The sequence below is a fragment of the Frigidibacter sp. MR17.24 genome, assembly GCF_037095655.1.
Taxonomy (GTDB): Bacteria; Pseudomonadota; Alphaproteobacteria; order Rhodobacterales; family Rhodobacteraceae; genus Frigidibacter.
This window is the reverse complement of record NZ_JBAWKE010000001.1, coordinates 775431-790262: the sequence shown is the minus strand read 5'-3', so window position 1 is coordinate 790262 and position 14832 is coordinate 775431. Positions and strand designations below refer to the sequence as shown.

The 14832-nt window shown below is 71.1% G+C and carries 13 protein-coding genes and 1 tRNA gene; 5 read left to right on the top strand and 9 right to left on the bottom strand.

Annotated features, from left to right (window positions below; translation table 11 throughout):
- Window positions 1-321 precede the first annotated feature (321 nt).
- Entirely contained in the window at window positions 322-1281 is a 960-nt protein-coding gene (locus V8J39_RS03695; RefSeq protein ID WP_336459506.1) for a DUF808 domain-containing protein, read from the top strand.
- Between the two features lie 198 nt (window positions 1282-1479).
- Here V8J39_RS03695 and V8J39_RS03690 read toward each other — a convergent pair whose 3' ends face one another.
- The 5 genes from V8J39_RS03690 to dddP all read right to left on the bottom strand — a co-directional run bounded on the left by V8J39_RS03690 (window position 1480) and on the right by dddP (window position 6758).
- On the bottom strand, window positions 1480-2280 hold the full coding sequence (locus tag V8J39_RS03690; RefSeq protein WP_336459505.1) for a helix-turn-helix domain-containing protein: 801 nt from the start codon (window positions 2278-2280) through the stop codon (window positions 1480-1482).
- Window positions 2281-2356: 76 nt separating this feature from the next.
- On the bottom strand, window positions 2357-3550 hold the full coding sequence (locus V8J39_RS03685) for a M23 family metallopeptidase (RefSeq protein ID WP_336460189.1): 1194 nt from the start codon (window positions 3548-3550) through the stop codon (window positions 2357-2359).
- Window positions 3551-3692: 142 nt separating this feature from the next.
- Window positions 3693-4388, bottom strand: coding sequence for a protein-L-isoaspartate(D-aspartate) O-methyltransferase (locus tag V8J39_RS03680; protein ID WP_336459504.1), 696 nt, complete (start codon window positions 4386-4388; stop codon window positions 3693-3695).
- A 6-nt stretch (window positions 4389-4394) separates the two neighbouring features.
- On the bottom strand, window positions 4395-5177 hold the full coding sequence (gene surE / locus V8J39_RS03675) for a 5'/3'-nucleotidase SurE (RefSeq protein ID WP_336459503.1): 783 nt from the start codon (window positions 5175-5177) through the stop codon (window positions 4395-4397).
- A gap of 252 nt (window positions 5178-5429) precedes the next feature.
- Window positions 5430-6758 carry a dimethylsulfonioproprionate lyase DddP gene (gene dddP, locus V8J39_RS03670; RefSeq protein WP_336459502.1) on the bottom strand — a complete coding sequence of 443 codons (1329 nt, stop codon included), beginning with the start codon at window positions 6756-6758 and terminating at the stop codon, window positions 5430-5432.
- A gap of 124 nt (window positions 6759-6882) precedes the next feature.
- Between dddP and V8J39_RS03665 the strand changes: the two genes are divergently transcribed.
- Window positions 6883-7686, top strand: coding sequence for a heme-dependent oxidative N-demethylase family protein (locus V8J39_RS03665; RefSeq protein WP_336459501.1), 804 nt, complete (start codon window positions 6883-6885; stop codon window positions 7684-7686).
- A gap of 7 nt (window positions 7687-7693) precedes the next feature.
- Here the strand turns inward: V8J39_RS03665 and V8J39_RS03660 are convergent, their stop codons facing one another.
- The 3 genes from V8J39_RS03660 to V8J39_RS03650 form a co-directional block, all read right to left on the bottom strand.
- Window positions 7694-8536 (bottom strand): hypothetical protein, encoded by an 843-nt coding sequence (locus V8J39_RS03660; protein ID WP_336459500.1) that lies wholly within the window; start codon window positions 8534-8536, stop codon window positions 7694-7696.
- A 271-nt stretch (window positions 8537-8807) separates the two neighbouring features.
- Window positions 8808-10214 (bottom strand): type I glutamate--ammonia ligase, encoded by a 1407-nt coding sequence (gene glnA, locus V8J39_RS03655; protein ID WP_336459499.1) that lies wholly within the window; start codon window positions 10212-10214, stop codon window positions 8808-8810.
- Between the two features lie 90 nt (window positions 10215-10304).
- Window positions 10305-10643 (bottom strand): P-II family nitrogen regulator, encoded by a 339-nt coding sequence (locus tag V8J39_RS03650; RefSeq protein ID WP_336459498.1) that lies wholly within the window; start codon window positions 10641-10643, stop codon window positions 10305-10307.
- A 151-nt stretch (window positions 10644-10794) separates the two neighbouring features.
- On the opposite strand from V8J39_RS03650, the gene V8J39_RS03645 reads away from it, so the two are divergent.
- Window positions 10795-12348, top strand: coding sequence for an NAD(P)H-hydrate dehydratase (locus V8J39_RS03645; RefSeq protein WP_336459497.1), 1554 nt, complete (start codon window positions 10795-10797; stop codon window positions 12346-12348).
- A 399-nt stretch (window positions 12349-12747) separates the two neighbouring features.
- Here the strand turns inward: V8J39_RS03645 and V8J39_RS03640 are convergent, their stop codons facing one another.
- Window positions 12748-13218 (bottom strand): Hint domain-containing protein, encoded by a 471-nt coding sequence (locus V8J39_RS03640; RefSeq protein ID WP_336459496.1) that lies wholly within the window; start codon window positions 13216-13218, stop codon window positions 12748-12750.
- A 171-nt stretch (window positions 13219-13389) separates the two neighbouring features.
- Between V8J39_RS03640 and V8J39_RS03635 the strand changes: the two genes are divergently transcribed.
- A tRNA-Leu gene (locus V8J39_RS03635) sits at window positions 13390-13474 on the top strand.
- 20 nt (window positions 13475-13494) lie between these two features.
- Window positions 13495-14829 carry a trigger factor gene (gene tig / locus V8J39_RS03630; protein ID WP_336459495.1) on the top strand — a complete coding sequence of 445 codons (1335 nt, stop codon included), beginning with the start codon at window positions 13495-13497 and terminating at the stop codon, window positions 14827-14829.
- Window positions 14830-14832 lie beyond the last annotated feature (3 nt).

The window sequence follows — 14832 nt, the reverse complement described above, 5'->3', positions numbered from 1 at the left end:
GCTTGGTCGCGCGCGTGCCCCGATCGACCGGGGGAGAGCAGCCTTGCAGAAGGGCCGCGCGGCGACCGCAATACGGTCGATCTTGGTATACTTAGCCGCGGTCGCGGAATAAACAGGCAAAATCAGTATGTTAGCGGAAACATGCGATGTTTGCGCCAACATCGGCGGGGCAGGGCCGGCGCTGCGACGCCTTTGCGCTGGCCTTGCCGGCGCGCGCCTGCGAATTAGGCTGCATCGCGGGCGCGGCGCGCCGGCCCCGGGTCGGGGCAGGACGGGTGCGGGCCGGTGTGGCCGGCGCGGACACAAGGGAACGGATCACGGATGAGCGGACTTCTGGCACTTCTCGACGACGTGGCGGGAATCGCCAAGATCGCGGCGACCTCGGTCGACGACATCGCGGGTCAGGCGATGAAGTCGGGGGCGAAGGCGGCGGGGGCGGTGATCGACGATGCGGCGGTGACGCCGAAATACGTCGACGGCCTGCCGGCGGCGCGGGAACTGCCGATCGTGGGCAAGATCGCGCTGGGCTCGTTGCGCAACAAGATCCTGATCCTGCTGCCGATCGCGCTGCTGCTGTCGTCGTTCGCGCCCTGGGCGATCATGCCGCTGCTGATGCTGGGCGGGGCCTACTTGTGCTTCGAGGGCGCCGAGAAGGTGCACCACGCGCTGTTTCCCTCGGGCGACCACGGCCCGGCCACGGCCGAGCCGCAGAGCGCCGAGCATCTCGAGGCCTCGAAGGTCGCGGGCGCGATCAAGACCGACTTCATCCTGTCGGCCGAGATCATGACCATCGCGCTCTCGGCGATCCCCGACGAGCATTCGGTCTGGCGCGAGGCGGTGGTGCTGGGGCTGGTCGGCATCGGCATCACCGCGGTGGTCTATGGCGGCGTGGCGCTGATCGTGAAGGCCGACGACATCGGCCTGCACCTGGCGCGCAGCGGCCGCTCGGGGCTGGTGCGCGGGATCGGCCGCGGCATCGTGCGCGGCATGCCCGCCTTCATGCGCGTGCTGACCGTCGTCGGCACGGCGGCGATGATCTGGGTCGGCGGCTCGATCATCGTGCACGGGCTGGAGAGCTTCGGGCTGACCGCGCCGGGCCACTGGATCGAGCACATGGCCGAGGTCGCGTCCGAGGGTGCGGGCGGCTTCGCGGCGGCGGTGCACTGGACCGTCACCGCCTTCTTCGACGGGATCCTCGGGATCATCCTGGGCTTCGTGCTGATCCCGCTGGCCAAGGCCGTGGCCCGGCTGCGCGGCGGCGGCGTCCCGGCGGCGCACTGAGGGGCCGGCGCACTGGGGGGGCCGGCGCACTGGGGCGGCCATCGGCGAGTGTGGCCCGGGACGCGGCCGCCGCGCCCCGCCGGACCCGGCAAGCCTGCCCCGGCGCATCGGCGGGTCCGACCTTTTCCGGCCCGACCTCTCCAAGCCCGACCTCTTCCGGCCCGAACCTCCCGGTGCGCGCGACCGCGCCGGGCGCGGTCAGTCGATCGCGGGCAGCAGCACCAGCAGCAGCCCCGCCCCCTCGGGCAGCGCCAGTTCGCACAGCCGCACCGCGACGTCATGGTCGCCGGCATGGGCCAGCTGGAACACCGGCGCCGGGCCGGAGGCCGGCCCCTCGCCCCAGGCATCGGTGAACGGGGGGCTTTCCTCGATGAAGGTCTCGATCCGGCGCTGCAGCCAGCGGTCGGGCCCCTCGGCCGGCAGGCCGCGGTACATCAGCCGCGCGCAATGCGCGATCACCGCGGCCGGATCCTCGAACGCGCGGGGCAGGAGCGGCCCGGCGATCAGCTGCCACAGCAGGTTGCGGTGGAACGGGCGCGCGCCCGGCCGCTCGCCCAGAAGCCGGCCCATCGCCGCGTTCGTGCCCAGCATCTCGAACGCGGGATCGACGGCGACGGCGGGCCAGCGGAACCCGTCCAGCGCCTGGCGCAGCCCCGGCGGCAGCGGCGGCGGCCCGCTCAGCTGCGGGTCGTCGGGCAGGCCGGCAAGCCAGGCCACCAGCGCCTGCTCGGGCCCGCTCAGGCACAGCGCGCGCGCGATGCCCGGCAGTGCGGCGGGGTTGAACGGGATCATCCGCCCCTGTTCGAGCCAGGTGTAGAAGGTCAGCGGCACCCCCGACAGCATCGCGATCTCTTCGCGCCGCAGGCCGCGCACCAGCCGCGTCTCGCCCCCGGTGAGCCCGAAGTCCTCGACGCTCAGGGACTTGCGCTTGGCGCGCAGGAAGGCGGCAAGCTCGGCGCGCCGGCGCGGCGCGTCGGTTCGGTTCTTCGGCAGGGCCACGGCTCAGGCTCCGGTGCGGGATGGGCAGGCGATGCCCGATCCTTGCACCGAAAAGGTCAGCAAACCGTTGCGCGGCTCACTGCAGGTAGCGCATCGGGTCGACGCTGTTGTAGCCGTCGCGGACCTCGAAATGCACGAAGGGCTGGCTGCCGGCGCGGACCTTGGCGATGGTCTGGCCCTTGGTGACGGTGGCGCCCTTGGCGACGGTGATGCCGTCGATGTTGGCATAGACGGTCAGCAGGTTGTTGGGATGGCGGATCACCATGATCGGCACCTGGTCGGTGTCGCGGGTGATCGCGGCCACGGTGCCGCCATCGGCGGCGCGCACCGCCGTCCCGGCCGCGGCCGAGATGTCGATGCCGTCGTTCTTGCCCTTGGAATAGCTGCGGATGATGCTGCCCTGCACCGGCATGGTGAAACGCCCGCCCGACGAGGCGGCGGTCTGCTGGGTGCCCATGCCCGCGGCGGCCGGGGCGCGGCTGGGGCTGCTGGCGGCGGGCGGCGTGTCGGCGGGCAGCGGCGCCGAGGCCGAGGGCGGCAGCGGCGTCGCCGAGCCGGTGCCCGGCGCGTTGATCGAGGTCGTGCCCGAGGGCGCGGTGGCCAGCGCGACCGGGATCAGCAGGTACTGCCCCTCGCGCACGGTCATGTCGCCCGACAGCCCGTTCCACTCCGCGAGCGAGCGCACCGGCACGTTGTAGGCGCGCGCGATCGTATAGGCGCTTTCGCCGCGCGCGACGCGGTGGCGCACCGGCTCGGGGCCGGCGGCGCCCGGGGCGGTGGCGGGGGCCGCGGCCGCGGCCGGGGCGGCGGTGGCGACGGGGGCCGGGATCGCGGTGGTGGCGATGCCGCCCGCGGCCGCGCCCGTCGACTGGGCGCGGTTGATCGCGTTCGAGGCCAGCGAGGTCACGTCGATCGTCCCGCCCGAGATCGGGGCGCCCGCGCCCTGCGCGCCCGCGATCGGGGCGGCGGACACGCGCGCGGGCAGCGCCACCACGGCCCCGAGGTCGAGCGGCTGGTCGGGGCTGGTGGCGTTGTACTGGGCCAGCTGGTCGGCGCTCATCCCCAGCCGGGCGGCGACGGTGCGCACGGTGTCGCCGCGCTGGGCGACCGCGACCTGGTAGTTGGGATAGGAGATCACGCCGCGGCTGTCGGGCAGCGGGCGGTTGGCGACGGCGCTGCGCGCGGCCTCGGCGGTCGAGAGGCCCGAGCCCGGACGCAGGTCGTAGTCGAAGCCCTGCTGGCAGCCCGCCAGCAGCACCGCGCCGCCCATCAGCACCGCGACGAGACCGGCGCGGCGGCGGGGCGCCCCCGCGGCGCAGAGGGGCCGGCGGGCGGAAAACAGGCTCATCTCGGACATCTGCTCATCCTCGTTTGCGTCGCGCGCGGGGTCGGTCCCTCGCGTCGTTCTTGTGTCATTCCTGGCCCAGGCCCTCGACCAGCGGCACGAAGCGCACCGGGCGGAGTTCCTCGTAGTGATAGCCGTCCTCGTCCCGGGTGACCTTGATCAGGCTCTGCACGGTGTCGGACTGGCCCACGGGCAGCACCATGATACCGCCCAGCCGCATCTGGGCCAAGAGCGGGCCCGGCGGATCCTCGGCGGCGGCGGTCACGATGATGCGGTCGAACGGGGCCTGATCGGGCAGGCCGAAGCTGCCGTCGCCGGTCATCGCGGTGATGTTGGTCAGGTCCATCGCCCGGAACAGCGCCTCGGCCTCGCGCACCAGCCGGCGGTGGCGGTCGACGGTGTAGACCCGGCGCGCGAGATGCGCGAGCACCGCCGCCTGGTAGCCCGACCCGGTCCCGACCTCGAGCACGGTGTGGCGCGGCCGCACATCGAGCGCGAGCGTCATCAGCCCGACGATCGAGGGCTGGCTGATCGTCTGGCCGCAGGCGATCGGCAGGGGCATGTCCTCGTAGGCGCGCGCGGCGAAGAGGCCGGTGACGAAGGCGCCGCGGTCGACCTTCTCCATCGCGCCCAGCACCCGCGCATCGGTCACCCCGCGCGAGCGCAGCCCGTAGAGAAAGCGCATCTTGCGCTCGGCCACGATCTCGGCCTCGGTCCCGCCGCCGTCTTCGTCTTCGTCCTCGTGCCCCGGGGTCCCCGCCATGGCGCCTCAGCCGAGCCGTTCGGCCAGCGCGTCGAGCGCGTCATGCGCGGTCAGGTCGGCGCGCATCGGCGTGATCGAGATGTAGCCCGCGAGGTTCGCGGTCACGTCGGTGCCGGGGCCGGTGTCGACCGCCTGCTCCGAGCCGCGCACCCACAGGAACCGCCGCCCCGAGGGCGAGACCTGGCCCTCGACGGTGAAGCCGAAGGCCGGGCGCAGGCCCTGGCGGCCGACGCGGTGGCCCTTGACCTCGGCGGCGGGCAGGGCGGGGATGTTGACGTTGTAGAACATCTGATAGCCCTCGCCGCCCCAGATCCCCCGCTCGAGCAGAAGCCGGACGATGGCGGCGCCATGCGCGGCCGAAGCCTCGAACGGATCGGCAAGCCGGGTGTTGCCCGGCCCCATGAACTGCGACAGCGCGATCGCGGGCACGCCCTGCAGCGCCGCCTCCATCGCCCCGCCCAGCGTGCCGGAATAGACCGCGTTCTCGCCCGAGTTGTTGCCGCGGTTCACGCCCGACAGCACGAGGTCGGGCTTTTCGGGAAGGATGTCGTGCAGCCCCGCCATGACGCAGTCGGCGGGGCTGCCCTCGGCCGCCCAGCGGCGGGGGCCCATCTCGGCGATCATTGTCGGGTGGGTGTAGCTGATGCAGTGGCCGACGCCCGACTGCTCGAAGGCGGGGGCGACTGTCCACACTTCGCCGGAAGGTCCGGCAAGCTCGGTGGCGATCGTTTCCAGAACCGCGAGGCCCGGCGCGTTGATGCCGTCGTCATTGGTGATGAGAATGCGCATGAAGCCCCGCCGTCCGTTTCCGCGTCTGGCGGGATGCCGCCGATCCCTGCCTAGACGCTTGGCGGCGCGGCATCAACCCGCGCCGTCCCGAAGCGGCGGCGTCGGCCGGCCGTTTCGCGCGGACCGCGCAGGCAGCAGGCACCGGTCGCCCCAGGGTAGCCGCGGCGCGGCCCCTCGGGACGGGCCCCGCAGAGACATCGCAGTGACGCCGCGGGCGCCCCGCGAAGACCGGTTGACTGGCGGCGGGCGGGATCAGCCGCCAAGCAGCCGCGCATCCCAGGGGTAGGTCGTCAGCACCTCTGGCCCGGTCTCGGTCACCAGCACCTGGTTTTCCAGCTTGATCGAGAAGTCGCCGCCCTCGGGGCTGACCAGCGCCTCGACGCACAGGACCATCCCCGGCTCCAGCGCATAGTCGAACTGCCCCGGCTCCCAGGCGTCGGGATAGACGATCAGGGGCCACTCGTCGCACAGGCCCACGCCATGCATCCGGCAGCCGTATTTCTGGCGCTGGTACTCGGGCGCCAGCTGGTGGCCGCCGAAGGTCAGCTCGCGGAACGGGGTGCCGGGGCGCAGGAGTTGCGTGTTGGTCTCGATATGCTCGACCGCGTGGGCCATGGCGGCGACCATCGCGTTCGACGGCCGCCCCGGCCCGATCCACCAGGTGCGCGAGATGTCGATGCACATGCCGTAGCTGCCGATGAGATCGGTGTCGAAGGCCACGACCTCGTCGGGCTGCAGGATCCGCGGCCCGCATTCCTGGAACCACGGATTGGTGCGCGGCCCCGAGGCCAGCAGCCGCGTCTCGATCCACTCGCCGCCGCGGCGGATGTTCTCGGCATGCAGCACCGCCCAGACGTCGCTCTCGCTCAGGCCCGGGGCGCAGGCGGCCTCCATCGCCGCCACGGCGGTCTCGCAGGCGTGGTGGGCGCAGCGCATCGCCGCGATCTCGTCGGGGCCCTTGATCGCGCGGGCCTTCTCGGTCAGCTCCTCGCCCTCGAGGATCTCGAACCCCAGCGCCTCGAGCGCACGCAGCCCGTGCAGCAGGATCTTGTCGACCGCCAGCCGGCGGTTGGCGCCGGCATGGGCGCGCACGACAAGGTCAAGCTCGGCCGCGAAGCGCGCGGCGGTGCGCGCGGCGCCGTCGCCCGAGTCGAAATAGAAGAAGTCGGCGCCGTGGCGCACCTCGCGCACCAGCGGGTTGTGCGCGGTCAGGAACCCGGTCGCGCGATAGTCCCAGATCGCCATGTAGCCGTCGGCGCACAGCAGCAGCGCCCGGAACGGGTTGTGGGTGTTCCACAGCTGCATGTTCGGCGCGTCGGTGGCGTAGCGGATGTTGAGCGGGTCGAACAGCAGCAGCGCCCCGCAGTCGCGCGCCGCCAGCCCCGCCACCAGCCGCGCGTGGCGGAAGGCGCGCATCGCGCCAAGATCGGGCAGCGCCAGCCCCGCCGCCGCCCATTCGGCGAAGGCAAGCTGCGTGGGCCCGGTCTCGACCCGGTCGTTGTCGTTGGGACTGCCGTCGCCCAGCCGGTCGCCGCGGCTGGGGTCGATCTTGCGGATCTCGCGGTAGGGCAGGTCGTCCATGGCGCAGCCTCCTGGTGGGATGCCCCCACGCTCGGCGCGCGGCGCGGCCATGGCCCGCCCGTTCCCGACATCGCGCGTCGCGGGCCGGCTTTCGCCGCATCGCCGCACCGCCTAGGGTGGCGCCATGAGCTTCGATTGCCCGATCATCCTGCAGCAGGCGCTGCCCTTCGCCCCCTGGGTCGATCCCCGCACCCGGCGGCTGCCCGGCACCATCCCGGTCGGGCCCGACGACTGGATCCAGGCCGACGACGCCTTCGCCGCGCAGATGGCGCTGCGCGACCGGCTGATCGCCGTGCGGCCCGAGGCGGTGCTGGCGCTGGCCGAACGCGCGCGCCCCGCGGCCGAGGAGCTGTGGGAGATGGTGATGGCGCTGCTGCCCGCGCGCGGCTACGCGGTCGGCGCGGGGGCGGTGACGCGGCCCGACGGCGTCAGCGTGCCGCTCGACCGGGCGCGGCCGCTCGCGACGCTGGGGCGGCTGGTGCAGGAGGACCTGTGCCTGATGCAGCCGGGCGAGGATGGTGCGGAAAGCGTGCTGACCGGCGCGGTGCTGTGCTTCCCCGCCGGCTGGAGCCTTTCCGAGAAATTCGACCGCCCGATGATGCGCATCCACCGCCCGGTCGAGAAATACGACGAGGATGTCGGGCGGCGGGTGCAGCGGCTGATGGACGGGGTGCAGCCGGGGCGGCCGCTGTGCCGGGGCACGGCGCATCGCACCAATTCGCGGCTGCACAATCCCCGGACCGAGGCGATGGGCCGCAGCATCGAGGCGGCGCTGCCCTTCATCCGGGTCGAGCGGCAGTGCCTGGTGCGGCTGCCGGTGACGCGGGCGGTGCTGTTCTCGATCCACACCTACATCGTCGAGCCCGGCGCGCTGAGCGCCGAGCAGGTCGCGGCGCTGCACGACAGCCCGCTGCGCCACGCCGCCTGAGCGCGGGTTACAGCGACAGCGCCCCGGTCATCACCAGGCTGTTGGCCATCATCATGATGCCGCCGGCGATGCTCATGACCCGGGCGGTGACGCGCAGGTTCTCGCGGCCAAGCGCGTTGTAGGTCAGCAGCGCGAAGCCCACCGGCGCGTTGACCGTGCACAGCGTCAGGCTCATCGCGTACAGCGCGACCCGCTCGCGGGTGGGCGTCGGCAGGTCGATCTCGGCATAAAGCGCGTCGCGGATCCGGGCGGCGACCTCGGTGCGGGCCTCGGGCAGCTCGGGCAGGTCGTTCGCGGCCTCGAAGGCGCCGGGCTCGCGCGGGCGGCGGCCGGTCGGGGCGGCCATCCGGGCGCGGGCCGCGCGGGCGATGTCGGTCAGCGGCCGGCCGGTGGCCTCGGCGGCGTCCTCAGCCGCCGGGCCGGCCAGCCCGTCAAGCAGTGCCCCGATCGTGCCGGGGGTGACGCGCCCGGTCTCGGTCCAGATCTCGGTGGTCAGCGCGGCGCCGGGCAGCGCCTCGGCGATGCGTTCGGCCAGAAGCCCGCAGATCCCGCGCCGCGGCCCCGAGGCCAGCGCCTCCTCGCCGAAGGTGACGGTCTGGTCGCGCACCGAGACGGCGACGGCGATCATCCCCGCCTCCTCGATCCCCGGCCGGGTGTGATAGGCTAGGATCACCTGCGCCGCGTCGACGGTGAAGGCGATGAAGCGGTCGTTCGACCAGGCGGCCGCGAACTCCGTCTCGGCCTGATCGCCAAGCGCGGTGTGGAAGCTCTGTGCGAGGGACTGGAACGCGGGGTACTGGGCGCCGGCGAACTGGAAGCTGGCGACGGTGGTGCGGGCTGCCTGGGGCATGGCGCGCCTCCGGATCTGGGGGTTTCGTCAGGGATCTCGTTAAGGTTGATGTCTAGGCACGAAATCCGGCACCAGCTTGCCGGGAATGTGGCGAAACCGGGCTCGGCTGACACAATCTGTACGGGAATCCGGCACGGGCGCCCGCCATCGGCGGATGTTCGCCGCACATGGGGGGCCGCCGGCGATCCGGAACGGCGGTCCGCAGCCGCCGGCCCAATGAGAAAGGGCGCCCGCGAGGGGCGCCCTTTCCGATGCTTTGCCGATCCGGGGATCAGACCGAGTAGTACATCTGGTACTCGACCGGGTGCGGCGTGTGCTCGTAGGCGTAGACCTCGTCCCACTTGAGGGCGATGTAGCCTTCCAGCATGTCCTTGGTGAACACGTCGCCGGCGACCAGGAAGTCCATGTCCGCTTCCAGAGCTTCCAGGGCTTCGCGCAGCGAGCCGCAGACGGTCGGGATTTCGGCCAGTTCTTCCGGCGGCAGATCGTAGAGGTCCTTGTCCGAGGCAGGACCCGGGTCGATCTTGTTCTTGATGCCGTCGAGGCCGGCCATCATCAGCGCCGCGAAGCACAGGTAGGGGTTCGCCGACGGATCGGGGAAGCGGGCTTCGACGCGCTTGGCCTTGGGCGATTCGGTCCACGGAATACGGACGCAGCCCGAGCGGTTGCGGGCGGAATACGCACGCAGAACCGGGGCTTCGAAGCCCGGGATCAGACGCTTGTACGAGTTGGTCGAGGGGTTCGTCAGGGCGTTGAGCGCCTTGGCGTGCTTGAGGATGCCACCGATGAAGTACAGGGCTTCCTGCGACAGGTCGGCATACTTGTCACCGGCGAAGAGCGGCTTGCCGTCCTTCCAGATCGACATGTTGACGTGCATGCCCGAGCCGTTGTCGCCCTTCATGGGCTTCGGCATGAACGTGACGGTCTTGCCGTAGGCATGGGCCACGTTGTGGATGACGTACTTGTACTTCTGGATGTTGTCGGCCTGCTCGACCAGACCGCCGAAGATCATGCCCAGCTCGTGCTGGCAGGTCGCGACCTCGTGGTGGTGCTTGTCGACCTTGATGCCCATGCGCTTCATGGTCGAGAGCATCTCGCCACGGATGTCCTGGGCCTCGTCGACCGGGTTCACTGGGAAGTAGCCGCCCTTGTGGCCGGCGCGATGGGCCATGTTGCCCATCTCGTATTCCTTGTCGGTGTTCCAGGCCGCCGCATCGGCGTCGATCTGGTAGGACACCTTCGCCGGCGTGACCGAGTAGCGCACGTCGTCGAAGATGAAGAACTCGGCCTCGGGGCCGAAGTAGGCGGCGTCGCCGATGCCCGAGGACTTCAGGTAGGCTTCCGCCTTCAGCGCCACCTGGCGCGGGCAGCGGTCATAGGCCTCGCCGGTGTCCGGCTCGACCACGACGCAGTGCACGCACATGGTCTTCTCGGCGTAGAACGGGTCGATGTAGACCGAGGCCGCATCCGGGATCAGCTTCATGTCGGACTGGTCGATAGACTTCCAGCCGGCGATCGACGAGCCGTCGAACATGAAGCCTTCCTCGAAGAAGTCCTCGTCGACGAGGTCGGCGACCAGCGTCACGTGCTGCAGTTTGCCACGCGGGTCCGTGAAGCGGATGTCGACATACTCGACCTCCTCGTCCTTCATCAGCTTGATGGCGTCTTGGATGCTCATGCTGTTCCACCCTTTCGGTTGAGCAGTGGGGACCGTGGCTTTTGCCTTCTGGCGCTGCCGCCGGCCCGGAAATTCGTGTCTCTCGCGGGATCAGACCGCGTCGTCGCCGGTCTCGCCGGTGCGGATGCGGATCGCCTGTTCGACCGGCGAGATGAAGATCTTGCCGTCACCGATCTTGTCGGTGCGCGCGGCCGAGATGATGGCGTCGACGGCGGTTTCCACCATGTCGTCGGCCAGCACCACCTCGATTTTCACTTTCGGCAGGAAATCAACGACATATTCGGCGCCGCGATACAGCTCGGTATGGCCCTTCTGGCGCCCGAAGCCCTTGACCTCGATCACCGACAGGCCCTGGATCCCGGCTTCCTGCAGGGCTTCCTTCACCTCGTCGAGCTTGAAGGGCTTGATGATCGCTTCGATCTTTTTCATTTCGGCCCCGACTCCCCCGTTCTTGCTTCGGCCATCCCTGACCACTTTCGCCACAGTGCCACAATTGGCTAGGGTGACAAGGCCAGATGGCGCCGTCGGAAATTCGCCGCCAATGACCATTCTGGGGCGGTTTGATCAAAAAGCGTGCAGCATGAAAACTTTTCGGAATCTGTCCGGTCCGCTGTTCGACGGGCCCCGGATGCGGGCGCTCGAGGCGCGGGCGATGGCCTCGGGGCAGGTCACCGGCGCCGCGCTGATGGAGCGCGCGGGGCAGGGCGTGGTGGCGGCGGTGCTGGACCGCTGGCCCGCGCTCGACCGTCCCGGCGCGCGGGCGCTGTTGCTGGCGGGGCCGGGCAACAACGGCGGCGACGGCTTCGTGGTCGCGCGGCTGCTGGCGGCGCGCGGCTGGCAGGTCGACCTGCGGCTGCTGGGCGCGCGGGCGCGGCTGCGCGGCGATGCCGCCGCCATGGCCGCGCGCTGGACCGGCGCGGTCGCGCCGCTCGCCGACGACGTGCCGCTGCCCGGGGCGGACCTTGTCGTCGACGCGCTGTTCGGCACCGGGCTCGCGCGGCCGTTCGAGGCGCTGCCGCGGCTGCAGGCGCAGCTGGCCGACTGGGGCGCGGCCGAGGCCGGGCCGCGGATCGTCGCGGTCGACGTGCCAAGCGGGCTGTCGGCCGACACCGGCACCGTGCCCGGCCGCGCCGAGGGGCCGCGCCTTGCCGCGCATCTGACGGTCAGCTTCCATGCCGCCAAGCTCGGGCACGTGCTGGCCGCGGGCCCCGCGGCCTGCGGCGCGCTGGCCATCGCCGACATCGGCCTTGCGCCGTTCGACGACGGAACCGGGCCGCGCTTCGCCCGGCTGTCGCCCGACCTGCCCAAGCGCGGCGGGCACAAGTTCAGCCATGGCCACGCGCTGGTGCTGGCGGGGCCGGCCGGGCACGGGGGCGCCGCGCGGATGGCGGCGCGCGCGGCGCTGCGCGTCGGCGCGGGCCTGGTGACGCTGGCCTGCCCCGACCCGGCCCTGGCCGAGAACGCGGCCCGGCTTGACGCGGTGATGCTGCGCGGGCTCGGGCCCGACGAGGGCGCGGGGCTGGCCGCGCTGCTGGGCGATCCGCGGATCTCGGCGCTGTGCCTCGGGCCGGGGCTGGGGGTGGAGCGGGCGGCGGCGCTGCTGGGCCCGGCGCTCGCCTCGGGCCGCGGGCTGGTCATCGATGCCGATGCGCTGACCGCGCTCGCGGCGGAGGGCGCCGCGGGGCTGCGCCGCGGCCTTGGCCCGGGAATGGTGCTGACCCCGCACGGGGGCGAGTTCGCGCGGCTCTGCCCCGATCTCGGCCAGGCGCTGTCCGAGGGCCGGATCGGGCGCGCCGCGGCGGCGGCCGAGGCGGCGGCGCGGCTTGGGGCGGTGGTGCTGCTGAAAGGGCCGGACACGGTGATCGCCGCGCCCGACGGCCGGCTTGCGGTGGCGGCGGCGGTCTATGACGCCGCGGTGCCGTGGCTGGCGACGGCCGGGGCCGGCGACGTGCTGGCGGGCATCATCGCCGGGCTGGTCGCGCGCGGCATCGCGCCCTTCGCCGCGGCCGAGACCGCGGCGCTTCTGCATGCCGCGGCGGCGCGCGCCTTCGGCCCCGGCCTGATCGCCGAGGACCTGCCCGACCGCCTGCCGGGCGTCCTTGCCGCGCTGGAGCCCCGAAGGCTGGACCCTTGAAGGCTGGACCCCTGAAGGCTGGGCCCGAAGGCTCGGTTGTGCGGCCGACACCGGCGGGAAGTCGCCCCGAGAAAAAAGATGTGTTGCGCAAGGGGGCTTTTTTTCATGCTGCGGTTGCGGCATGATTCTGCCCACGGCCCACACGTTCGCCCGTGTTGGGAGAGGGACTCTCGGGCCTGTGCTGGTCAATGAGTTTCGGGCGGACACCCTGACCCCGGCATCCCGCGCAGAGGAAACCCTGCATCGGCATGCGCGGGGTCGGGCGTGTGGGCGGAGATTTCCGATCGTTTCCGGGGCCATCAGGAACCGGGACATCAGTCATCGGGCCATGCGAAAGGGCCGCGCGCATTCCGCGCGGCGGCCCGTTCCTCGATCCGGATGCCTTGGATGCCGCCGGGGTCAGGCCGTGACGCGCAGCGGCGCGCAGGCGACCTCGATTCCCTCGGCATAGACGACCTCGGTGTCGTCGAAGCCCAGCGTGAACACCGTCGTCGCGCCGGCGATCGGGGCGATGTAGCTGCCGTCGGACAGCCGTTCCACCGGCACGATCGCGGTCTTGGCGCCGTAGAGCGCCGCCGCCCGCCAGTCGCGGATCGCAAGCAACGTGCCTGCGGCGACATGCAGTTCGGACGCGGGGCGGTCGGCGCCCAGCACGTCCTGCGCGATGCGGTAAAGGCCGGTCTCGATCCGGCGCGCGACGACGTCGCGCAGCACGCGCACGCCGGTGCGCGTCACGATCCGGTCGCCGGGTGCAAGATATTCCACCGGAAGTTCACCTTCCAGCGTGAGGACCGTGGTCCCCAAGGCGATGCCACCCGACATGGTCTCGGGTGCATCAGGCTGCGCCGGGGCGCGATGCTGCTGCGTCATAGGTCTGCCCTCGAGATCTGTTGCCTCGTTTTGCCCCTACAATGTGGCAAGAATTGGTAAATGGCGAGAGAAATCGTGGGCAACTTTTCCTCTCGCATCGTTCTGCGACTGTTGCTAGAACGGCGCGGATTTTCGGGGGTCGGCCGGGTGCGCCGGTTTCCCGCGAGATGCGCGGGTGTGGCGGAATTGGTACACGCAGCAGGTTTAGGTCCTGCCGCCGAAAGGCTTGGGGGTTCGAGTCCCTTCACCCGCACCAGAGGACAAAAGGACGATAGCATGCAGGTCACCGAGACCCTGAACGAAGGCCTCAAGCGCGGTTACACCATCACGGTGCCGGCTGCCGAACTCGAAGCCAAGGTCAACGAGAAACTCGCCGAGGCCCAGCTCGAGATCGAGATGAAGGGCTTCCGCAAGGGCAAGGTGCCGATGGCGCTGCTGAAGAAGCAGTTCGGCCAGCGCATCCTCGGCGAGGCGATGCAGGACGCCATCGACGGCGCGATGAAGGACCACTTCGAGAAGACCGGCGACCGCCCGGCGCTGCAGCCGAAGGTCGAGATGCAGGACGGCGAGACCTGGAAGGAAGGCGACGACGTCGTGGTCAACATGACCTATGACGCGCTGCCCGAGATCCCGACCGTCGACACCTCGGCCGTCACGCTCGAGAAGCTGGTCGTCAAGGCCGACGAGGGCGCGGTCACCGAGGCGTTGGAAAACCTCGCGAAATCCTCGCAGAACTTCGAGCCGCGCAAGAAGGGCACGAAGTCGAAGGACGGCGATCAGGTCGTGATCGACTTCGAGGGCTTCGTCGACGGCGAGGCCTTCGAGGGCGGCAAGGGCGAGGATTACCCGCTCGTGCTCGGCTCGGGCTCGTTCATCCCGGGCTTCGAAGAGCAGCTGACCGGCGCCAAGGCCGGTGAAGAGGTCGAGGTCAAGGTGACCTTCCCGGCCGAATACGGCGCCGCCCACCTGGCCGGCAAGGAAGCGCTGTTCAAGACCACCGTCAAGGACGTCAAGCAGCCCAAGCCCGCCGAGATCGACGACGAGCTGGCCAAGAAGTTCGGCGCCGACGATCTCGACGCGCTGAAGGGCCAGATCTCGGGCCGTCTCGAAGCCGAATACGCCGGCGCCTCGCGCGCGGTGATGAAGCGCGCGCTGCTCGACCAGCTGGACGGCCTCGTGTCGTTCGACCTGCCCGAGGCGCTGGTCGAGGCGGAAGCCAACCAGATCGCGCACCAGCTGTGGCACGAGGAAAACCCCGATCACCACGGCCATGACCACGGCGCGATCGAGGTGTCGGACGAGCACAAGAAGCTGGCCGAGCGCCGCGTGCGCCTGGGCCTGCTGCTGGCCGAGATGGGCCGCAAGGCCGAGATCGAGGTGACCGACGCCGAGATGACCCAGGCCGTGCTGAACCAGGCGCGCCAGTACCCGGGCCAGGAGCGCGCGTTCTTCGAATTCGTGCAGAAGAACCCCCAGATGCAGCAGCAGCTGCGCGCGCCGATCTTCGAGGACAAGGTCGTCGACCACATCGTCGAAGGCGCGACCGTCACCGAGAAGGAAGTCTCGAAGGACGAGCTGCAGAAGGCCATCGAGGCGCTGGACGAGCTGTGATCC